The organism is Haemophilus parainfluenzae (assembly GCF_014931395.1).
Taxonomy (GTDB): Bacteria; Pseudomonadota; Gammaproteobacteria; order Enterobacterales; family Pasteurellaceae; genus Haemophilus_D.
Map to the genome: position 1 here is coordinate 1,248,415 of NZ_CP063120.1, position 22,204 is coordinate 1,270,618.

The 22,204-nt window shown below is 40.7% G+C and carries 20 protein-coding genes and 4 tRNA genes; 13 read left to right on the plus strand and 11 right to left on the minus strand.

All coding sequences use genetic code 11. From position 1 onward, the window contains the following. Positions 1–5 precede the first annotated feature (5 nt). The 4 genes from tesB to INP94_RS06240 form a co-directional block, all read right to left on the minus strand. The gene (tesB, locus tag INP94_RS06225; protein ID WP_197543019.1) at positions 6–866 is read right to left on the minus strand and encodes an acyl-CoA thioesterase II; all 861 of its coding nucleotides are present in this window, start codon (positions 864–866) and stop codon (positions 6–8) included. Between the two features lie 57 nt (positions 867–923). Further along, positions 924–2,015: a redox-regulated ATPase YchF gene (ychF, locus tag INP94_RS06230; protein WP_005698295.1), complete on the minus strand. Its 1,092-nt coding sequence runs from the start codon at positions 2,013–2,015 to the stop codon at positions 924–926. Between the two features lie 67 nt (positions 2,016–2,082). Then, positions 2,083–2,667: an aminoacyl-tRNA hydrolase gene (pth, locus tag INP94_RS06235; protein ID WP_014065080.1), complete on the minus strand. Its 585-nt coding sequence runs from the start codon at positions 2,665–2,667 to the stop codon at positions 2,083–2,085. Between the two features lie 60 nt (positions 2,668–2,727). Continuing rightward, positions 2,728–3,144, minus strand: coding sequence for an EamA family transporter (locus INP94_RS06240; protein WP_049381608.1), 417 nt, complete (start codon positions 3,142–3,144; stop codon positions 2,728–2,730). Positions 3,145–3,225: 81 nt separating this feature from the next. Between INP94_RS06240 and INP94_RS06245 the strand changes: the two genes are divergently transcribed. The 6 genes from INP94_RS06245 to miaB all read left to right on the plus strand — a co-directional run bounded on the left by INP94_RS06245 (position 3,226) and on the right by miaB (position 9,278). Further along, entirely contained in the window at positions 3,226–3,552 is a 327-nt protein-coding gene (locus INP94_RS06245) for an RnfH family protein (RefSeq protein WP_005696455.1), read from the plus strand. 3 nt (positions 3,553–3,555) lie between these two features. Beyond that, the gene (locus tag INP94_RS06250; protein ID WP_197543020.1) at positions 3,556–4,767 is read left to right on the plus strand and encodes a ribosomal protein uL16 3-hydroxylase; all 1,212 of its coding nucleotides are present in this window, start codon (positions 3,556–3,558) and stop codon (positions 4,765–4,767) included. After that, entirely contained in the window at positions 4,767–6,086 is a 1,320-nt protein-coding gene (gene xseA, locus INP94_RS06255) for an exodeoxyribonuclease VII large subunit (RefSeq protein WP_197543021.1), read from the plus strand. The genes INP94_RS06250 and xseA overlap by 1 nt, the downstream gene beginning before the upstream one ends. 160 nt (positions 6,087–6,246) lie before the next feature. Further along, positions 6,247–6,870 (plus strand): ADP-ribose diphosphatase, encoded by a 624-nt coding sequence (gene nudF, locus INP94_RS06260; RefSeq protein ID WP_197544273.1) that lies wholly within the window; start codon positions 6,247–6,249, stop codon positions 6,868–6,870. Between the two features lie 7 nt (positions 6,871–6,877). Then, on the plus strand, positions 6,878–7,702 hold the full coding sequence (gene cpdA, locus INP94_RS06265; RefSeq protein WP_197543022.1) for a 3',5'-cyclic-AMP phosphodiesterase: 825 nt from the start codon (positions 6,878–6,880) through the stop codon (positions 7,700–7,702). 151 nt (positions 7,703–7,853) lie between these two features. Beyond that, the gene (gene miaB / locus INP94_RS06270; RefSeq protein WP_197543023.1) at positions 7,854–9,278 is read left to right on the plus strand and encodes a tRNA (N6-isopentenyl adenosine(37)-C2)-methylthiotransferase MiaB; all 1,425 of its coding nucleotides are present in this window, start codon (positions 7,854–7,856) and stop codon (positions 9,276–9,278) included. A gap of 135 nt (positions 9,279–9,413) precedes the next feature. On the opposite strand, the gene INP94_RS06275 is transcribed toward miaB, so the two are convergent. The 5 genes from INP94_RS06275 to INP94_RS06295 all read right to left on the minus strand — a co-directional run bounded on the left by INP94_RS06275 (position 9,414) and on the right by INP94_RS06295 (position 11,080). Beyond that, positions 9,414–9,489: transfer RNA gene (locus INP94_RS06275), tRNA-Lys, on the minus strand. An 18-nt stretch (positions 9,490–9,507) separates the two neighbouring features. Then, positions 9,508–9,594: transfer RNA gene (locus INP94_RS06280), tRNA-Leu, on the minus strand. Between the two features lie 4 nt (positions 9,595–9,598). Next, positions 9,599–9,674 (minus strand) — tRNA-Gly (locus INP94_RS06285). Between the two features lie 155 nt (positions 9,675–9,829). Continuing rightward, positions 9,830–10,387, minus strand: coding sequence for a CDP-diacylglycerol--glycerol-3-phosphate 3-phosphatidyltransferase (gene pgsA, locus INP94_RS06290; protein ID WP_049365349.1), 558 nt, complete (start codon positions 10,385–10,387; stop codon positions 9,830–9,832). Between the two features lie 90 nt (positions 10,388–10,477). Beyond that, on the minus strand, positions 10,478–11,080 hold the full coding sequence (locus tag INP94_RS06295) for a peroxiredoxin C (RefSeq protein ID WP_197543024.1): 603 nt from the start codon (positions 11,078–11,080) through the stop codon (positions 10,478–10,480). Positions 11,081–11,220: 140 nt separating this feature from the next. Here INP94_RS06295 and metC point away from each other — a divergent pair, with 140 nt between their 5' ends. From metC to INP94_RS06310, 3 genes are all read left to right on the plus strand, one after another. Further along, the gene (gene metC, locus INP94_RS06300; RefSeq protein WP_197543025.1) at positions 11,221–12,411 is read left to right on the plus strand and encodes a cystathionine beta-lyase; all 1,191 of its coding nucleotides are present in this window, start codon (positions 11,221–11,223) and stop codon (positions 12,409–12,411) included. A 91-nt stretch (positions 12,412–12,502) separates the two neighbouring features. Further along, the gene (gene mpl, locus INP94_RS06305) at positions 12,503–13,858 is read left to right on the plus strand and encodes a UDP-N-acetylmuramate:L-alanyl-gamma-D-glutamyl-meso-diaminopimelate ligase (RefSeq protein WP_197543026.1); all 1,356 of its coding nucleotides are present in this window, start codon (positions 12,503–12,505) and stop codon (positions 13,856–13,858) included. Between the two features lie 74 nt (positions 13,859–13,932). Then, positions 13,933–14,439, plus strand: a complete 507-nt coding sequence (locus INP94_RS06310) for a DUF2301 domain-containing membrane protein (protein ID WP_197543027.1) — start codon at positions 13,933–13,935, stop codon at positions 14,437–14,439. Positions 14,440–14,537: 98 nt separating this feature from the next. Here INP94_RS06310 and INP94_RS06315 read toward each other — a convergent pair. Further along, positions 14,538–14,614: transfer RNA gene (locus INP94_RS06315), tRNA-Met, on the minus strand. 191 nt (positions 14,615–14,805) lie between these two features. On the opposite strand from INP94_RS06315, the gene mltA reads away from it, so the two are divergent. The 4 genes from mltA (at position 14,806) to rlmKL (ending at position 20,096) form a co-directional block, all read left to right on the plus strand. Beyond that, positions 14,806–15,933, plus strand: coding sequence for a murein transglycosylase A (gene mltA / locus INP94_RS06320; RefSeq protein WP_197543028.1), 1,128 nt, complete (start codon positions 14,806–14,808; stop codon positions 15,931–15,933). Then, entirely contained in the window at positions 15,933–16,694 is a 762-nt protein-coding gene (gene tcdA, locus INP94_RS06325) for a tRNA cyclic N6-threonylcarbamoyladenosine(37) synthase TcdA (protein ID WP_197543029.1), read from the plus strand. Before mltA ends, tcdA begins: the two co-directional genes overlap by 1 nt. Before the next feature lie 167 nt (positions 16,695–16,861). After that, positions 16,862–17,842: a zinc ABC transporter substrate-binding protein ZnuA gene (gene znuA / locus INP94_RS06330; protein WP_197543030.1), complete on the plus strand. Its 981-nt coding sequence runs from the start codon at positions 16,862–16,864 to the stop codon at positions 17,840–17,842. 118 nt (positions 17,843–17,960) lie between these two features. Then, the gene (gene rlmKL, locus INP94_RS06335; protein ID WP_197543031.1) at positions 17,961–20,096 is read left to right on the plus strand and encodes a bifunctional 23S rRNA (guanine(2069)-N(7))-methyltransferase RlmK/23S rRNA (guanine(2445)-N(2))-methyltransferase RlmL; all 2,136 of its coding nucleotides are present in this window, start codon (positions 17,961–17,963) and stop codon (positions 20,094–20,096) included. A gap of 36 nt (positions 20,097–20,132) precedes the next feature. Here the strand turns inward: rlmKL and INP94_RS06340 are convergent, their stop codons facing one another. Further along, the gene (locus tag INP94_RS06340; RefSeq protein WP_197543032.1) at positions 20,133–22,037 is read right to left on the minus strand and encodes a monovalent cation:proton antiporter-2 (CPA2) family protein; all 1,905 of its coding nucleotides are present in this window, start codon (positions 22,035–22,037) and stop codon (positions 20,133–20,135) included. Positions 22,038–22,204 lie beyond the last annotated feature (167 nt).

Genomic DNA, 22,204 nt, shown 5'->3' on the forward strand with positions numbered 1-22,204 from the left:
TGCGGCTATTCTTGATAACGAATTAAACCTTCCTGCTGCGTGGTGGCAATTAGTGTGCCATCTGCAGCAAAAATTTGTCCTCTCGCTAAACCACGTCCGGCAAAAGCATTGTTACTTTCAATGGCATGTAAGTGCCAATTATTTAAATTGAAAGGGCGGTGGAACCAAATACTGTGGTCGATTGTGGCCACTTTCATCCCTTTCTGTAAAAAGCCTTTCCCATGTGGGTGAAGTGCGGTCAAAATACAGTGGAAATCAGAAAAATAGGCCAAGAGACATTGTTGAGTTTGCAAATCTAATGGTGCCTCTCCATTGGTTTTAAACCAAGCATATTGTTCAGGGGGGAGTTCTCGACCATCAAATGGATTGTTCAAATATCGGCTATGAATTTGAAATGGTCGTTCTTGGGCAAATTTTTCACTCAAGCTTTCAGGCAAAGTTTGCGCCACTTTTAACATGATTTCGTGCTCATCAATACATTGTTCTGGCCCCGGCACTTGCGGCATAACGGATTGATGGTCAAAGCCTTCTTCAGGTACTTGAAATGAGGCGGTGACGTGACAAATCACATTTTTATGCTGAATAGCTTTTACGCGTAATGCAGAAAAATTGCGCCCTTCACGTAAAGTTTCCACGTCATAAATAATCGGGTATTGACTGTCGCCAGGTGCCAAAAAGTAAGCATGGCAAGAGTGGAGTACGCGCTCAGGCGGGGCAACTTGCATCGCGGCAGAAAGCGATTGTGCCACAACCTGACCGCCAAATACTTGGCGAAAACCTAAGTCTTCACAGGCTCCGCGAAAGATAAGATCATCAATTTTTTCTAATTTTAACAATTCGATGAGTTGATTTAATTTATCCGACATTGTTTTTTCCTTTTAGAAATACAAAAAGACCGCATAGTTATGCGGTCTGAATTGTTTTTATACGTTAAAGCGGAAGTGCATGACATCACCATCTTGGACGATATAGTCTTTACCTTCTAAGCGCCATTTACCTGCTTCTTTTGCACCATTTTCACCTTTGAATTGGATGAAGTCATCGTAAGCAATTACTTCTGCACGGATAAAGCCTTTTTCAAAGTCTGTGTGGATGACAGCGGCCGCTTTAGGGGCGGTTGCGCCAACAGAAACCGTCCATGCGCGAACTTCTTTCACACCCGCAGTGAAGTAGGTTTGAAGATTTAATAAGGCATAACCTGCACGAATTACACGGTTTAAGCCAGGTTCTTCAATCCCAAGATCTTGTAAAAATTCGATTTTTTCATCGTCATCAAGTTCAGCAATTTCTGCTTCGATCGCTGCACATACAGGCACCACAACAGAGCCTTCTTTTTCTGCAAACTCCCGCACTTTGTCTAAATATGGGTTATTTTCAAAACCGTCTTCATTCACGTTCGCAATGTACATGGTTGGTTTTAATGTGAGGAAGTTATAGCTTTTAATTGCTAATAACTCATCTTTATCTAAAGGAACAGAACGAATCATGCCTGCTTCAGAAAGTACAGGAAGGATTTTTTCCATCACAGATAGCTCAAATTTTGCGTCTTTATCGCCACCTTTAGCACGTTTTTGTAAACGTTGGATTGCACGTTCACAGCTGTCTAAGTCAGCAAGGGCTAATTCGGTATTGATGGTTTCGATATCACTTAATGGATCGATCTTACCTGCAACGTGCACGATGTCATCATTTTCAAAACAACGAACAACATGACCAATTGCATCAGTTTCACGGATGTTAGCTAAGAATTTATTCCCTAAGCCTTCACCTTTACTTGCACCCGCAACCAAACCAGCAATATCCACAAACTCCATGGTGGTTGGCAACACACGTTCTGGTTTAACAATTTCCGCTAACGCATCTAAACGCGGATCCGGCATTGGTACCACGCCAGTATTCGGTTCGATGGTACAGAACGGATAGTTTGCCGCTTCGATACCTGCTTTGGTTAATGCATTAAAAAGGGTAGATTTACCGACGTTTGGCAAACCAACGATACCACATTTAAATCCCATGATGTTTTCCTTATTGTGAGCGTAAGTGCTGTTAAAGTTTATGGTGTTTTTTCACCGCACTTTTGAGTTAAATTTTAAAACTGTTTAAGCGATTGGTGGCTTTCACCATGCCTTCTTTGAAAAGCAATTCAATGCAATCGGTGGCTTCGTCTAACGCTTTATCGAGTGCTTCTCTTTCTGCAGGCGCAGGTTTGTTAAGCACAAAACCTGAAACTAAATCACGGTGTCCAGGATGACCAATACCAATGCGTAAACGATAGAAATTGTTGCTGTTACCAAGCTGAGCCACGATATCTTTTAAACCATTGTGTCCGCCATGTCCGCCACCTTGTTTGAGTTTTACGGTGCCCGGCGGTAAGTCTAATTCATCGTGTAGTACTAAAATTTCTTCTGGTTTGATGCGATAAAAATTAGCAAGTGCACCCACGGCTTTTCCGCTTAAATTCATAAACGTCGTTGGCACTAAAAAACGGACTTCTTTGCCGTTAATCAGTGTTTTTCCTACATAACCGAAGAATTTATTTTCTGCATTAAGCGAAACATTAAAGCGACGAGCCAAACGCTCAATCAGCCATTCACCTGCATTGTGGCGGGTTTCTGCATATTTATCGCCAGGGTTTCCTAGCCCCACGATGAGTTTAATTTCAGACATAGTTTTCCGCTTGAATAAAAATAGTGGCGTATTGTAGCGAAAAAGGGCTAATTTCTCAATCTATAAGGCTAAGACTAAAACGCCTGAGAGAATTAATAGACTTCCCATAACTAATTTCATACTTAAAGGTTCACCTAACAATACCACACCTAAAATAATGGCAATCACGACACTGAGTTTATCAATGGGCGCAACCCAAGAGGCGGGCGCCATTTGCAAAGCACGATAATAACAAAGCCAAGATAGGCCCGTAGCAACACCAGAAAGAATTAAAAAGGTGAGTGGTTTTGCTGCGATATGTTGTGGCAGTTGCCATTCATTGCGGGCACTAATGATGCCAGCCGTGACTAGTAAAACCACAATCGTACGGATAAAGGTCGCGAGATTGCTGTTAATGCCTTCAACCCCTAATTTTCCTAAAATAGCGGTAAGCCCAGCGAAAAAGGCTGAACCAATGGCAAAAAATACCCAATTCATGATGAACTCCTGATTTTATCGTTAATATTGACCGCACTTTTCCGCTATAATAACGGAAAACTCATTAAGACAGAATAAGACATGAACCAAATTAATATTGAAATCGCCTATGCCTTGCCGGATCGCTATTATTTAAAATCCTTCAAAGTGGATGAAGGCACGATGATCCAAACGGCTATTTTACAATCAGGTATTTTGCAACAGTTTACTGAGATTGATTTGCGTGAGAATAAAGTGGGGATTTATTCCCGTCCAGCCAAATTAACGGATCAGTTAAAAGATGGGGATCGTATTGAAATTTACCGTCCATTGTTAGCGGATCCTAAAGAGATTCGTCGTAAACGTGCAGCAGAACAAGCCAAAGCTGCACAAGAAAAAGCCCAACAAGAAAAACAGGAAAAGGAGTAAAAAATGACCGCACTTTCCAACCAATATTGTCTGTCTGAGGGCATTACCCCTGAAATTTTCCTGCGTGATTATTGGCAGAAAAAACCATTGATTATTCGTAATGGTTTACCTGAAATTGTCGGCCAATTCGAGCCTGACGATATTATCGAATTAGCACAAGGCGAAGATGTGACCGCGCGTTTAGTCAAAACTTTTTCAGATGATAATTGGAAAGTGTTTTTCAGTCCGTTATCTGAAGAAGATTTTGCGGATGTACCGGAGAAATGGTCAGTGCTCGTCCAAAACTTAGAGCAATGGAGTACAGAACTCGGTCAGCTTTGGAATAAATTTGGCTTTATTCCACAATGGCAACGCGACGATATTATGGTGTCCTATGCACCTAAAGGTGGTTCCGTAGGTAAGCATTATGACGAATATGATGTGTTCTTAGTGCAAGGCTATGGCCATCGTCGCTGGCAGTTAGGCAAATGGTGTGATTCTTCCACAGAATTCAAACCGAATCAGCCGATTCGTATTTTCGATGATATGGGCGATTTGGTGATTGATGAAGTGATGAATCCAGGCGATATTCTTTATATTCCGGCTCGTATGTCGCATTACGGTGTGGCAGAAGATGATTGTTTGACCTTTTCTTTTGGTTTGCGTTACCCGAATTTAGCGGACATTCTCGATAACGTGAATAAAGCGTTTTGTCATCAAGATCCTGAATTGAATTTAAGCGAATTCCAATTACCGTTACGCTTAACGCAATCAGAGCAGAGCACGGGCAAGTTGGCAGATGAAAATATCCAGGCAATGAAAAAACAATTCTTAGCGAAATTGGCTGAGTCAGAAGCCTTTGATGCCTTGTTCAAACAAGCAGTAGCAGGCACAGTGAGTTCACGTCGTTATGAAATGTTAGTATCGGATGAGATGTCCGATCCTGACGAAGTGCGGTCAATTTTAGAAGAGGAACAAGGTGTATTAATGCAGGACAATAACTGCAAATTACTTTACACCGAAAATCCGCTCCGCATTTATGCTAATGGCGAATGGTTAGATGAAGTGAATGTTATTGAAGCGGAAGTGTTGAAACGTCTTTCCGATGGTGAAGCGCTAGATTGGGCATTCTTAAATAATTTAGTGAATGATACAGAAGATCCTGAAAGTACAATGGAATTATTGCTCGATTCGATTTGTAACTGGTTAGATGACGGTTGGGTGTTGATTGAATAATGTCTGAAAACATTTACTCCGTTTCCCAATTAAACAGCGCAGCCCGGCAAATGCTGGAAGGGCATTTTTCACAAATTTGGCTCACCGGTGAAATTTCCAATTTCACCCAACCGGTGTCGGGACATTGGTATTTGACCTTAAAAGATGAGAATGCCCAAGTTCGCGGTGCGATGTTCCGCATGAAAAATTTGCGGGTGGGATTTCGTCCGCAAAATGGTATGCAGGTCTTGGTGCGGGCAAATGTCAGTTTATATGAACCTCGCGGTGATTATCAGCTGATTATTGAATCTATGCACTCTGCTGGCGAAGGATTATTGCAACAGCAATTTGAAGCGCTAAAAATGAAATTGGCGGCTGAAGGGTTGTTTGCACAAAACTTGAAGAAAAGCTTACCGGACTTTGCTAAAGCGGTGGGTATTGTTACCTCTTCGACTGGTGCCGCATTGCAAGATATTCTGCATATTTTGGCTCGCCGAGATCCCAGTTTAAAAGTGGTGATTTATCCAACGGCAGTGCAGGGCAAAGAAGCAACGGCTGAAATCGTCCAAATGATTGAACTCGCTAATGCGCGTCAAGAAGTGGATGTATTGATCGTCGGCCGTGGTGGTGGTTCCTTAGAAGATCTTTGGTGCTTTAACGAAGAAGAAGTGGCACGTGCGATTTTTCGTTCTAATTTACCGATTATCAGTGCGGTCGGTCATGAAACAGATGTCACCATTGCCGATTTTGTGGCTGATTTACGTGCGCCGACACCGTCTGCAGCGGCGGAGTTAGTGAGTCGCAATCAGCAGGAATTACTTCAACAGTTAGCTTATAAACAACAGCGTTTAGAGATGGCGTTAGATCGTATTTTTAGTCATCAACAACAACGTTTACAACAGTTACGTTTACGCCTGCAAAACCAGCATCCGCAAAATCAATTGTTGATGCAAAAAGCCAGAACAGAACAATTACATCATCGTTTAGTTTTGGCAATGCAGCGCCAAATGAATAAAACGCAGCAAAAATTGACCGCACTTTCAGCGCGCTTAAAACAAAATCCATTGCCTTATCGCTTGCAAAAACAATCCCAATATTTAGCTCAGTTACAAGTGCGGTTAAATTTAGGGGCGAATCGTCAAGTCACGGAACGTCAAAATAAATTGGCAACATTGTGTGGCAAGTTAGATGGATTAAGCCCATTAAAAGTATTGGCACGAGGATATTCCATTGCAGAGGATGACAAAGGACATGCCATTGTGAGTGTGAAGCAAGTCAAAACAGGCGACACCATTAAAACGAAGGTAGCAGATGGGGAGATAACCAGTCGCGTTTGTTAATTTAAATAAATTTTTAATGTAAACCTATGATGAATAAGAAATCATCATAGGTTTTCTTTTTTTGTGACCAGCTTCAAAGTTTCGACAAAAAAATAGAGGGTTCAGTTTTTTTTATTTTTTTATGGGAGTATTATGCGACCTCGATACTAGGAGAGTAATGATGTCAGAAATTCAACAGTTTAGTCAGCATGATATAGAAGTTCTTAATGAAGAAACTGTTTATAAAGGTTTTTTTACACTTAAGAAAGTACAGTTTAAACATAAGCTTTTTGCCGGTGGCGAAAGTGGCGTTGTGACACGTGAATTATTAGTCAAAGGTGCCGCTTCTGCAGTGATTGCTTACGATCCGGAAGAAGATGCAGTGGTTTTAGTTGAGCAAGTACGTATTGGTGCATATCAACCTGAATCAGCTCGTTCCCCTTGGTTATTAGAATTGATCGCCGGGATGGTCGAAGAAGGCGAACAACCTGAAGAAGTGGCTTTGCGTGAAAGTGAAGAGGAAGCCGGTGTATCTGTTCAAGATCTCACACATTGTTTAAGCGTGTGGGATAGCCCGGGCGGTGTCGTCGAACGTATTCATTTGTTTGTCGGACGAGTACAGAGTTCGCAAGCCAAAGGGCTTCATGGTTTAGCTGAAGAGAATGAAGACATCCGTGTTCATGTGGTGAAACGTGAGCAAGCCTATCAATGGATGTGTGATGGCAAAATTGATAATGGCATTGCAGTAATGGGCTTGCAATGGCTCCAATTAAATTACGCCCAATTGCAGCAACGCTGGCAATAGGAGTCCCATGAACAATAGATTTGAATACGAACCCGCGAGTGAAATCGTCAAATTATTACAAATCACCGATCCTCATTTGTTTAAAGATACAAGCAAAGAGTTATTAGGTATCAACACGCACGAAAGTTTTTCTCAGGTGTTAAAAGAAATTCAGTTGGAGTCTTTTGAGTACGATGTCGTGCTTGCAACAGGGGATTTGGTACAAGATAGTAGCGATGAAGGTTATCTACGATTTGTTGAAATGGTTAAACCGTTAAATAAGTCAGTATTTTGGCTTCCGGGTAATCATGATTTCCAACCTAAAATGGCAGAGCATTTAAGCCAATCGCCTATTAATGCGTCAAAACATTTACTTCTAGGTAAACACTGGCAAGTGATTTTGTTAGATAGCCAAGTATCCGGTGTGCCTCATGGTGAATTAAGTGCTTACCAATTAGATTGGTTAAAAACAAAATTAGCAGAAAATCCAGCGCGTCATAGCTTAGTCGTATTGCATCATCATTTATTACCGACGAATTCAGCATGGCTTGATCAGCATAACTTGCGTAATGCGCATAGCTTCTCAGCCGTTCTTGCTCAATTCAACAATGTAAAAGGGATTTTATACGGGCATATTCATCAACAGGTTGATGGTTATTGGCAGGGGTATCAAACCATGGCAACGCCAGCGACTTGTATTCAATTTAAGCCAGATAGTAATCATTTTGCGTTAGATACCTTACAACCAGGTTGGCGTGAAATTGAGCTACACCCAGATGGACGAATTGAAACGAGAGTAAAACGAATCAAACAAAAAACATTCCTACCCAATATGGAAGAAGAAGGATACTAAACAAAGTGCGGTTAAAATTTAGATGATTTTAACCGCACTTTTTCTATACCGAAATAGGTAAAAGTCCATTTTACACTAGCCAGAATTCCCACAAATCTGTACAATAGCCGACCGATTTTATCTTTTTACTAATCTTTATTTTTTAAGCAATATGACGCAAAAATTACATATTAAAACATGGGGCTGTCAGATGAATGAATACGATTCATCAAAAATGGCCGATCTTCTCTTAAATACACATGGTTTGGAATTGACAGATATTCCAGAAGAAGCAGATGTGTTACTTCTTAACACCTGTTCTATCCGTGAAAAAGCACAAGAAAAAGTGTTCCATCAGTTAGGTCGTTGGAAAGAATTAAAAAAACAAAATCCAAACTTAGTGATTGGTGTGGGCGGTTGTGTGGCTTCACAAGAAGGTGAGCATATTCGTCATCGAGCACCTTATGTGGATATCGTATTTGGTCCGCAAACTTTACATCGCTTACCAGAAATGATTAACCAAATTCGTGGCGGTAAAAGTTCGGTGGTGGATGTGAGTTTCCCAGAAATTGAGAAATTTGACCGCTTACCAGAGCCTCGAGCAGAAGGTTCAACCGCGTTTGTGTCTATTATGGAAGGCTGTAATAAATATTGTACTTACTGTGTGGTGCCTTATACCCGTGGTGAAGAAGTGAGCCGTCCTGTTGATGATGTGTTATTTGAAATTGCGCAGTTGGCAGAGCAAGGTGTACGTGAAATTAATTTATTAGGCCAAAACGTAAACGCGTATCGCGGCCCGACATTTGATGGTGGTATCTGTACATTTGCTGAATTATTACGTTTAGTGGCATCTATTGACGGTATCGACCGTTTACGTTTTACTACCAGCCACCCCATCGAATTTACAGATGATATTATTGATGTGTATCGTGATACGCCTGAGTTGGTAGACTTCGTACACTTACCAGTACAAGCTGGTTCAGACCGTATTTTAACCATGATGAAACGGGGTCATACTGCGTTAGAATATAAATCGATCATTCGTAAATTACGTGCGGTGCGTCCAAATATTCAAATCAGCTCAGATTTCATTGTTGGCTTCCCGGGTGAAACCAATGAAGAGTTTGAACAAACAATGAATCTCATCGCGCAAGTTAACTTTGATATGAGCTTCAGCTTTATCTATTCCGCGCGTCCAGGTACACCTGCTGCCGATATGCCAGATGATGTTACTGAAGAAGAGAAAAAACAACGTCTCTATCTTTTACAAGAGCGTATCAACCAACAAGCGGCACAATATAGTCGCCGTATGCTTGGTACAGAGCAACGTGTATTGGTAGAAGGGCCGTCTAAGAAAGATATTATGGAATTAACAGGACGTACTGAAAACAACCGTATTGTTAATTTCCAAGGCTCACCAGATATGATTGGTAAGTTTGTCGATATCAAGATTACTGATGTTTATACTAACTCTCTACGTGGTGAAGTAGTGCGTACAGAAGATCAAATGGGATTACGTATTGCACAATCACCACAAGAGGTGATGAACCGAACTCGTAAAGAAGATGAATTAGGCGTAGGACGTTATCACGGCTAATCATTTTAGAATATAGATAAGTAACCGTACGAAAGTGCGGTTATTTTTTTATGTATTTTTTAGAAAAGAGAGTAGGAAAGTCTTTATCCTAAATTTTAGGCATAAAAAAACACCCGTTAAGGTGCTGATTTAAAGTGGTGGGTCGTGAAGGATTCGAACCTTCGACCAACGGATTAAAAGTCCGCTGCTCTACCGACTGAGCTAACGACCCACTGGTATGATTTTGAAATGGTGCCCGAAGCCAGACTTGAACTGGCACGCCTCGAAAGGCGAGGGATTTTAAATCCCTTGTGTCTACCGATTCCACCACTCGGGCAAATTGGAGCGGGAAACGAGGCTCGAACTCGCGACCCCGACCTTGGCAAGGTCGTGCTCTACCAACTGAGCTATTCCCGCGTTTGCTTGTTGCCAAACAACGGGGCGTATTTTACGGATTTATCTTATTGTGTCAAATAAAATTCGTAAAAAAATTTTTTGATTGGTTAAAAATAATTCAAAAACAAAAGGTGCGATTAAAATAACCGCACCTTTTATTTAAAATTTAGTCAATTCTATAATTCAATGTTATCTAACAAACTACCTTTCGCTGCTTTCAAGTATTGGAGCATTGACCACACTGTTAAAATTGCCGCCAAGTAGAGTAGTATGATTGCCAATGTTTCCATATAAACGTTATATCGCCAGAGTAATCCACCTAAAGCTAGCATTTGAGAGGTGGTTTTTACTTTTCCCAGCCATGAAACAGCCACTTTATTACGTTCGCCTAATTCAGCCATCCATTCACGTAAAGCAGAGATAATGATTTCACGTGAAATCATAATAATCGCGGGGATAGTAATCCAGAAAGAATGTTGATATTCCACAATTAATACAAGCGCGGTAATCACCATCACTTTATCGGCTACAGGATCAAGGAAAGCACCGAAGCGAGTTGTTTGTTTTAGTTTTCGAGCAAGATAGCCATCAAACCAGTCAGTGACACCCGCGATAAAGAAAATAAGAGTGGTAATAAAAGGCGCTGAAGGGATAGGGAGATAAAACGCCAAGACGAAGAATGGGATTAAAATCACTCGGAGAATCGTCAGGAAAATGGGAATATTATATTTCATAAAAATAACCGTACTTTGGTTAAAGATACGTTCATTTTAAAGGATCTACAAAAATAAAAAAAGCCACTTAATGTGGCTTTTTCTTAAAAATTAAAGTTTGTCAGCGTTTTGTTTCAAGTATTTAGCAACACCTTCAGGGCTGTCTTTCATACCTTCTTTGCCTTTTTCCCATTGAGCTGGGCAAACTTCACCGTGTTCTTCGTGGAATTGTAACGCATCTACCATACGTAACATTTCATCGATGTTACGACCTAATGGTAAGTCGTTTACGATTTGGTGACGAACAACACCGTTTTTGTCGATTAAGAATGAAGCACGTAATGCAACGCCAGCTTCTGGATGTTCGATACCGTATGCTTTAGCGATGTCGTGTTTAACGTCAGCTGCTAATGCATATTTAACTGCACCGATACCGCCGTTTTCAGTTGGGGTATTACGCCATGCGTTATGAGTGAATTGAGAGTCAATAGATACACCAACCACTTCAACACCACGTTTTTTGAATTCTTCATAACGGTGGTCGAATGCGATTAACTCAGATGGGCAAACGAAAGTGAAGTCTAATGGGTAGAAAAATAATACCGCTGCTTTACCTTCGATGTGTTTTTTGAAATTGAAGTTATCAACGATTTCACCATTGCCTAAAACTGCAGAGGAAGTAAAATCTGGAGCTTGACGAGTTACTAATACCATAGTCATAATTCCTATATGAATGTTAATAAAAATTTTGCGGATGCAAAATGCGGAGAATATTTTAAAAAAATTAACCGCACTTTAACAGCTGTTTTTATCTATTGAATTAATTAATATTGTCTAAGTTACAGGTGAAATATATGTCAGAACATCATACTTTATCGACCACACTGGTTCATGCCGGGCGTAAAAAACGTTTTAGTCAAGGCTCTGTTAACCCCGTGGTTCAACGTGCATCTTCTTTAGTGTTTGACACTATTGCAGATAAAAAACATTGCACAAAAAATCGTTATAAGGGAGAGCTTTTCTACGGACGCCGTGGCACGTTAACGCATTTTGCGCTTCAAGATTTAATGTGTGAAATGGAAGGGGGCGCTGGCTGTTATCTTTATCCTTGTGGTGCCGCAGCAGTAACCAATGCCATTTTATCATTTGTTGAAACGGGCGATCACGTTTTAGTGACAGGGGCTGCCTATGAGCCGACACAAGATTTTTGCAATGTGATTTTGAAAAAAATGCACATTGATACGACCTATTATGATCCCATGATAGGTGCTGATGTTGCCAAACTCGTGCAACCAAACACGAAAGTCTTATTTTTAGAGTCGCCAAGCTCTTTAACGATGGAAGTGCCTGATATCCTCGCGATTGTTAAAGTGGTTAGAGCTGTAAGCCCAGAAATTGTCATTATGATCGATAATACATGGGCTGGAGGCGTACTGTTCAAAGCTTTAGAACACGGTATTGATATCTCTATTCAAGCTGGGACCAAATATTTAGTAGGGCATTCTGATATTATGATTGGTACTGCTGTGGCTAATGCACGTACTTGGGATAAATTGCGCGAACATTCTTATTTAATGGGACAAATGGTTGATGCCGATTCTGCTTATACAACTGCTCGTGGTATTCGTACCTTAGGTGTGCGATTAAAACAACATCATGAAAGTAGTTTAAAAGTGGCCAAATGGTTAAGTGAACAACCACAAGTGAAAGCAGTTTATCATCCAGCGTTACCAAGCTGTCCAGGTCATGAAAACTTTAAACGTGATTTTACTGGTGCAAGCGGTTTATTCTCTTTTGAATTACATAAGCGTTTAAATGACGAAGAGCTTTCAGCCTTTATGGATCACTTTGAACTGTTTACGATGGCTTATTCTTGGGGTGGGTTTGAATCGCTCATTTTATGTAATCAACCAGAAGAAATTGCGAAAATTCGCCCGGGTATTGAACGTAAATTAACAGGCTCATTAATTCGTCTGCATATTGGATTTGAAGACACGGATGAATTAATAGCCGATCTTCAAGCAGGCTTTGACCGAATCAAATAATAAAGAGGGCTGTTTATGTAAACAGCCCTTATTTACTCAATCTTTGAGTTGATTTATCATAGTCAGCATTTTTAGCAACTAGAGAAGAACAATGAAACATATTCATATTTTAGGCATCTGCGGGACCTTTATGGGCGGTGTCGCGATGATTGCCAAACAAATGGGTTATAAAGTCACAGGCTCCGATACCAATGTTTACCCGCCAATGAGCACTTTTTTACAAGAGCAGGGTATTGAAATTATTCCTAATTATGATGTGGCTCAACTTCAGCCTGAACCCGATATGGTGATTGTTGGCAATGCCATGAAACGTGGTAATCCTTGCGTGGAATATGTTTTAGATAATGCCTTGCCTTACACATCAGGTCCGCAATGGTTACACGACCATTTGTTGCGTAATCGTTGGGTATTGGCGGTTTCGGGTACACATGGTAAAACCACAACAACGGGCATGTTAACTTGGATTTTAGAACAAAATGGATTAAAACCCGGTTTTCTAATCGGTGGTATTGCGGGGAATTTTGGTACGTCAGCTCGTTTAGGGGAAAGTGAGTTCTTCGTGATTGAAGCGGATGAGTACGATACAGCGTTCTTTGATAAACGTTCTAAATTTGTACATTACAATCCAAAAACCTTGATCATTAACAATATTAGCTTCGATCATGCGGACATTTTCGATGATCTTCACGCGATCCAGCGTCAATTCCATCATATGATCCGCACCATTCCTTCTACAGGACGCGTTCTTTCTTTTGCAGATGAACAGAGCGTGAAAGAAACCCTCAATATGGGATGTTGGTCAGAACAGCAATTTATCGGTAAAGATAAGGAATGGTTTGCGGAACGTATTACCAATGATTGCTCTCAATTTGTCGTATTCCATCATGGTAAAAAAGTGGCTGAAGTGAAATGGAATATTGTTGGGCAGCACAATATGCACAATGCTTTAATGGCGATTGCGGCGGCTTACCATGCAGGTGTGAAAATTGAAGATGCATGTCATGCATTAGGCAGCTTTATCAATGCAAAACGTCGTTTAGAAGTGAAGGGCGAAGTAAACGGTATTACAGTTTATGATGACTTCGCTCACCATCCAGAAGCCATTCTTGCGACACTTACTGCGTTGCGTGACAAAGTAGGCGGTGGCGTACGTATTCTTGCCGTATTAGAACCTCGTTCAAACACCATGAAAATGGGCGTGCATAAAGATGAAATTGCGCCAGCGCTTGGACGTGCTGATGCGGTGTTTATGCTACAACCAGATAATATTCCATGGGATGTGGCTGAAATTGCAGGACAATGTGTGCAACCGGCACATTACACAGGAAATGTTGATAAATTAGTCGATATGATTGTGGCAGAAGCAAAACCAACAGATCACATTCTTGTGATGTCAAACGGTAGCTTTGGCGGCATTCATCAAAAGATTTTAGATCGATTAAAATAATCTCAATGTAAAGTGCGGTCAAAAATGAGCGTATTTTTGACCGCACTTTTTATCATCAAAAATAAGGAAATTACATGGCTGATCCACATATTCAATCTCCAATGGATGTTTGGGATAAAATCACTGTCATTATTTATCGCACAGGCTTTGTCATTGCGGCATTTAGCATCTTGGCTTTAACTTGGTATCCTCAACAGGCTCAAATTGCCGTGTTGATTGCGGCAACTTGTTGTGCATCATCCCTTCATATTTATTTAAAGCATTTCCGCTTAACATTCCAATTTGCCACGTGGCTTGCACTCTTATGTGCGCTGTTAGGTTGGCATGAATTAGCGTTAGGTGGTGCATTGGTCACACTGGGCGGTTTATGCTTTAAAGAATACTTCTGTTTTAGAGTACCATTGTTAAATTTACAACCTGCATTTGTCGCCGCACTTTGGTTTGCTTGGGTATTTGAAGGTGGTTGGATTGTCCGAATTTTATCGTTGATCGTCGGTGGATTATTATTGATTCTTGCGGTTCAAAAATGGCGAATGCCATTGCATTTTGATATTGGCGATAAGACAAAGTATCAAATCTAATAGGATTGATGGATAAAGGCATAATGTTTCAGGACATTGTGTCTTTTTATTTCGATCTAAAAACGAAAAAAGCACCGAAATTTCAGTGCTTTATAATTTGGTTGCGGGGGCCGGATTTGAACCGACGGCCTTCGGGTTATGAGCCCGACGAGCTACCAAGCTGCTCCACCCCGCGTCTGATGGCGCGTAATATACTCGTTTCAAAAATTATTGCAAGATTTAAACTGAATTTGACTTTCTGTTTGTTAAGAAAATAAACAATGTGAATATTAATTAATCATTTTATGAAATAGTGCTAGTCCTAAAAGGGAATTTTTGATAGCGTATGCAACTTTGTATTAGTTAGTTTAATTTAGGAAAATAAGAATGAAATTTCGTCAAAATCTCGCCGTAAAAATTCTCTCTGTGATGGCGGCTGTTTCGGTGCTTGCATCATGTGGCTCGGCACCAAGTAAAGTCTCTTCAAAAAATAATTCTAGCTTGCCGCGTACTGCGACAGGCGACGATCCACAAAAATTCGGAGCAAAGTATAGTGGACGTACTTATCAACAAGCTATTTTAAGCCCAGTGGCTTCCGTGGAGAACAAAGGTGCGGTCGTTAACCAAGGTGATTTTTTAACGCAGTTGACGAATGTTCGTGATTATTCAAATTCATTAACAAATCGCTTTGCGGCGAATTATGGCAAAATCACTAACTGGGTGCTTGCAGGAGCAAATGTAAATGAATTAGCACAATACGGCATTAATCCTCAGATTATGAAAGGTTTTGATGGTTATCAAAACGTATTGATGACAGGTTATTATTCGCCAGTGATTCATGCACGCCGTACTGCACAAGGTCAATATCAACATCCAATTTATGCGATGCCAAGCTATAAACGTTATAGCCGTGCAGAAATTTATAATGGTGCATTGGCAGGACAAGGCTTAGAGCTCGCTTACAGTGATTCAATGATGGATAACTTCCTATTAGGCGTGCAGGGGAGTGGCTATGTTGATTACGGTGATGGCAATTTAAATTATTTAGCCTATGCGGGACAAAATGGCTATAAATATCAAGCGGTTGGTCGTTTGTTAGTAGAGGATGGTGAAATTCCAAAAGAAAAAATGTCCATTCAAGCGATTCGTGAATGGGGGAAAGCAAACCCATCTCGCGTACGAGAATTGTTAGAACGTAATCCATCTTATGTTTTCTTTAAAAACGATCCAACAGGTAAAGTGAAAGGTTCTGCAGGTGTGCCTTTAGTGCCAATGGCTGCTGTTGCTTCTGATCGCAATGTGATTCCTTCTGGAACCGTATTATTGGTTGAAGTACCTGATATTGATAATGAGGGTAACTGGATGGGCACACACAAATTATACTTAATGGTGGCACTCGATGTGGGCGGAGCAGTAAATGGTCATCACTTTGACTTATACCGTGGTATTGGCGATCAAGCGGGTCATATCGCGGGGTTATCAAAACATTATGGACGCGTTTGGGTTCTACAATAATGGCTCGTGTTGATAACTACGAACAACGTTTTGGCGGCATTGGTCGCCTTTATACACCAGAAGGCTTGGCGCGTTTGCGTCAGGCTCATGTGTGCGTTATTGGTATTGGTGGCGTAGGTTCGTGGGTGGTGGAAGCGCTTGCGCGAAGTGGCGTAGGGCAGATCACTATGATTGATATGGATGATATTTGTGTCACTAATATTAATCGTCAGCTTCCTGCATTAAGCGGCAATATTGGCAAGCTTAAAACGGAAGTGATGGCAGAACGCGTTAAGCTGATTAATCCAGAATGTGTGGTGAATATTATCGATGATTTCATTTCACCGGATAATCAAGCCGAATACTTAAATCGTGGTTATGATTATGTCATTGATGCCATTGATAATGTGAAAACCAAAGCAGCCATGATTGCCTATTGCAAACGTAATAAAATCAAGATTATTACTATTGGTGGCGCAGGTGGTCAGACAGATCCATCCAAAATCCAAATTGCTGATTTAAGCAAAACGATTCAAGATCCATTATTGGCGAAAGTGCGGTCAGTTTTACGTAAGGATTTTAATTTTACCCAAAATCCACAACGTAAATTTGCAGTTGATGCGGTGTTTTCAACCCAGCCTTTGATTTTCCCTAAAATGGGCGAGGGCTGTGAAGTATCAGCCACCATGAATTGTGCAAATGGTTTTGGTGCGGCAACCATGATCACCGCAACCTTTGGATTTTTTGCCGTTTCTAGGGTAATAGACAAGTTATTAAAATAAAGAAATGAAGCAACGTGAAAACGTTGCTTTTTCTTTATGAATAAAAGTATTCAATAAGATGAAGAAATATCACTTCATTTTTTTAATTTGAAATGTTGCAATTTTATCAAAAAGGCGTAGTCTATGTTGGCTTTGAGAATAATTCCCAATAAAAGTAAGGAAACAAAATGAAACAAGTATTAAAAATGAGTGCAATTTCTACCGCACTTTTAACCCTTCCAATGATAGCAAATGCAGATGTATTGGCATCCGTGAAACCGCTCGGTTTTATTACATCGTCTATTGCTAATGGTGTAACAGATACGCAAATTTTAGTGCCAGCAGGTGCTTCCCCACACGATTACAGCTTAAAACTTTCAGATGTGCAAAAAGTAAAATCTGCAGATTTAGTGCTTTGGGTCGGTGAAGATATTGATGCTTTCTTAGCAAAACCAATTAGCCAAATTGATAGCAAAAAAGTCATCAATATTTCGGAGATTCCAGAAATTAAACCACTTTTAAGCAAAGTGCATCATGAGCATTATCATGAAGGCGATGAACACGAGCACGGCCATGATCACAAACATGGACACGATCATAAACACGAGCATGGTCATGACCATCACGACCACGATGTTGATGAAAATGGGTTAAGTGTAAACTGGCACTTATGGTATTCACCAGCCATTAGCCAAATTGTGGCACAGAAAGTCGCGGATAAATTAACAGAACAACACCCAGATAAAAAAGAGCTCATTGCGAAAAACTTAGCTGATTTTAACCGCACTTTGACAGAGCAAAGCGACAAGATCAAAGCACAATTAGCGCCACTTAAAGATAAAGGTTTCTTTGTGTTCCATGATGCTTATAGTTATTTCAATGATGCTTATGGTTTAAATCAAACCGGTTATTTCACCATTAATCCATTAGTGGCACCAGGTGCAAAAACCATTGCTCACATCAAAGAAGAGATTGAAGAACACCATGTGAACTGTCTTTTTGCTGAGCCTCAATTCACACCAAAAGTGATTGATTCGCTTGCACAAAGTACAAAAGTTAATGTTGGTCGTTTAGATCCTATTGGCGATAACGTACAGCTTGGTCCAAATTCTTATGCGAATTTCCTTCAAGCCACCGCTGATAGCTATGCACAATGTTTAAGTAAATAATTAAAATCTCCCCCTCGCCCCCTCTTTACAAAAGAGGGGGAATATTCTTGAAATATCCCCAAATTTAACCGCACTTTCGTGCTATAATCCGCCCAATTTTTCCCTATCGAGAAAACGCATGAAACAATTATTTGCCACAACTGCCCGTGGTTTTGAAGAACTCTTAAAAGTCGAACTGACAGAGCTTGGTGCAACGGAATGTAAAATTGCACAAGGCGGTGTACATTTTCAAGCTGATGATGAAACGCTTTATCGCAGCTTATTATGGTCACGTTTAGCTTCACGTATTTTGTTACCTATTGTAAATGGCAAGGTATACAGTGATTTAGACTTGTATTCAATTGTGACAGGGCAAGATTGGTTAAGTTATTCTGACGAGAAAGCCACATTTTTTGTTGATTTCAACGGGACAAACCAAGAAATTCGTCACACTCAATTTGGTGCGATGCGTGTGAAAGATGCCATTGTGGATTATTTTGAACGCCAAGGGAAAGCACGTCCAAATGTGGATAAAGACTATCCAGATGTGCGAATTCATGTTTATTTGAATAAAGAAGAGCTCGTCGTTTCACTCGATTTAAGTGGCGAAGCATTACATTTACGAGGTTATCGCGAAGATACAGGCCAAGCGCCTTTACGTGAAACCTTAGCCGCTGCGATAGTGCTGCGTTCAGGTTGGAAAAAAGGGACGCCTTTAGTGGATCCAATGTGCGGTTCAGGTACCTTGTTAATCGAAGCGGCACAGATGGAAGCACAAATTGCACCGCAATTACATCGTTTACATTGGGGCTTTGATTGCTGGAAAGGGCATAATCAAGATGCTTGGGATAAGGTGAAAGCAGAAGCCGTACAACAAGCGGAAACTTATTTTAATCAAAATCCAAAACCGCATTTTTATGGTTTCGATCTCGATCATCGTGTGCTGAAAAAAGCGCAAAAGAATGCACAAAATGCAGGCGTAGCACACTTAATTCAGTGGAAACAAGGTGATGTCGCCGCATTAAAAAATCCAAGCCCAGATGAAGTAGGAACGGTGATTTGTAACCCGCCTTACGGTGAACGTTTAGGCACAACGCCTGCTTTGATTGCACTATATTCAGTCTTTGGACAACGCCTTAAAAATGAATTTGGTGGTTGGAATGCGTCAATTTTCAGTAGTGAATCAACCTTGCTTGATTGCTTGCGTATGCGTTCTCATCGTCAATTTAAAGCGAAAAACGGCCCATTAGATTGTGTTCAGAAGAATTATCAAATTTCTGAACGCAAAGAAAGTGCGGCTGAAAATCCACTTGAATTTGACCGCACTTCAACGGTCGCGGTGGATTTTGCGAATCGCTTACAGAAGAATATCAAGAAAATTGAAAAATGGGCGAAACAGCAAGGCCTTGATGCCTATCGTTTATATGATGCTGATTTACCGGAATACAATGTGGCGGTGGATCGTTATGGCGATCATATTGTGGTGCAAGAGTATGCTGCACCGAAAAATATTGATGAAAATAAAGCCCGTCAGCGTTTATTGGATGCAGTGACTGCAACCTTGCAAGTCACTGGTATTGAAACCAATAAACTGATTTTGAAGGTCCGTCAAAAACAAAAAGGTACCAATCAGTATGAAAAATTGGCCAATAAAGGCGAATATTTCTATGTAAATGAATACGGCGCACAGCTTTGGGTGAATTTAACGGATTACTTGGATACAGGGTTATTCTTAGATCATCGTTTAACCCGTAAAATGGTTGGTGAAATGGCAAAAGGCAAAGATTTCCTCAATCTTTTTGCTTATACCGGTTCTGCAACAGTGCATGCTGCATTAGGTGGGGCAAAATCGACAACAACCGTGGATATGTCAAACACCTATCTAAACTGGGCAGAACAAAACCTGATTTTAAATGATATTGAAGGTAAGCAGCACAAGCTCATTCAAGCAGATTGCTTACAATGGCTAGAGAAATGCGATCGTCAGTTTGATCTGATTTTTGTGGATCCGCCAACATTTTCGAATTCTAAACGTATGGAAGACAGCTGGGATGTACAACGTGATCACATCAAATTAATGCGTAATCTTAAACGTATTTTACATCCTAACGGCACCATCGTGTTCTCAAACAATAAACGTGGTTTTAAAATGGATTTTGAGGCGTTAGATGAATTGGGATTAAGTGCGGTTGAAATTTCTGCTAAAACCTTGCCACTTGATTTTGAGCGGAATAAGCAAATCCACAATTGCTGGATTGTGACAATGAAAGCCTAATAGAAAAGCCCGATAATGATTTATCGGGCTTTTTTGTTATTCAACTTCTTTTTGTTTCTCAGTTTCTGAATCATCATGAAGAAGCGTTTCAACGGCGGCTTCATCATTGATATCATCTTCTTTTTCTAAGATTTCAGCCGTTTCTTCATTTAATGCTTCGGCATTAATATGAGGTTTGATGAAGGGCTTAGGCATCCAATATTTTCGGATGATGTCCGTTGAAAAACCGTGTAAAACCTCTTCATTTAAGCGCTCTTGGTCTAAGTAACGAACTTCTGCAATCACTTCATCAGCTTCGATTTTATTGACACCTAATTGCATTAATGTTGCATGGCTGAGCGTAAGTGCAGACTCAAAGGTTTCACGTACAATAAAGTCTACGTCTCGTTTAATCAGGCTTACTGTTGTTTTACGGTCATAAGTTCGCGCCAAAATAGGGAGTTTAGGATAAGCATCTTTCAAGTTCTGAACAATGCTTTCAATACGATCTGTATCGTTAATCCCGATGACGACACATTTCGCTTTTTCGATACCGGCAGCACGTAACACATCAAGACGAATACCATCACCGTAATAAACTTTAAAACCAAATTTGGCTGCCGCACGGATATTTTCGATGTTGCGGTCAATCACCGATACATTAATACCACGAACAAGAAGCGATTGACAGACGATTTGGCTGAAACGACCAAAACCAATCACGAGTACGCTATCTTCTAAATCCACAATTGGATCAAGATCGCTGGTATCGACTTTTTCATCTTGATTCACGGATTTACGTTGGCTAATTTTACGCATTAATAAACCAATTAATGGGGAGAATAACATCGAGATAATTACTGCGGCGGTAAAGGTCGCATTTTGATCTTTTGTCATCACGCCCGCCGTAGTCGCGGCAGAGAAGAGTACGAATGCAAATTCACCACCGTGCGCCATAATCGTCATACGACCAATAGATTCTTTTCGATCAAGTTTCGTAATACGTGCAACAGTGTAAACGGCTAGGGCTTTGCCAATGATATAAAGGCATACGATACCCAATAACCAAAGCGCATCATTGAAGACTAAGCTTAGATCAAGTGACATCCCTACGCCCATAAAGAAAAGACCGAGTAATAGACCACGGAACGGTTCAATATCCGCTTCGAGTTGGTGACGGAATGCAGATTCTGAAAGCATCACACCGGCGACGAATGCGCCCATCGCCATTGAAAGTCCACTCGCTTCCATGGCTAAGGCTGCGCCTAATACCACAAGCAAGGCAGCAGCTGTCATCATTTCACGAATGTGAGCTTTTGAAATTAAGCGGAAAATAGGGTTCATTAACCATTTGCCCGCAACCACTAAACCGACAACGGCACCGAGAGCAATAGCAATAGATGTCCAGTTAGTTTGATGTTCAATGTGTTTGGTTTCAGGCGTTAAAAAGGCAATAGAAGCCAATAATGGCACAATGGATAAATCTTCAAAAATTAAGGTTGAAATCACCCGTTGGCCTTTTGGTGTGTTCGTAATCCCGCGTTCTTCTAATACCTGCATTACGATAGCCGTAGAGGAGAGCGTAAAACCCATCCCTGCAATAAACGCCACTTCTTTAGGAAGATTTAAAATATAGATACCGGCAAAGGTAAGCAGTGCACCACATAGCCCGACTTGTAGAAAACCTCGCCCGAAGATTGCTTTTCTCATTGCCCATAAGCGTTCAGGATGCATTTCCAACCCGATAATGAATAAGAACATCACCACGCCAAGTTCAGCCATATGGAGAACTGATTCTGCATCTTTTATTACGCCGAACACCGAAGGACCAATTAAACAGCCCGCCACTAAATAACCTAAGACGCTACCTAAGCCAATACGCTTAAAAAGCGGCACGATGGTTACGCTGGTGGCGAGTAGAACAACAGTTTTAATCAATTCAGGGCTGACGACATTCGACATAGGGCAAAGGAACCTTAGTAAAAACAGGGAGGATGAGAAGTAAGTTCTTTTGTATTCTAGCTTTTTTTGGGTAAATAAAAAACACAGAAAAGCAAGAAATTGGTATAATTTACAAAAACTTTACATGCCAAAAATGGTCATTTTTCTGACCGCACTTTAGAGGTATT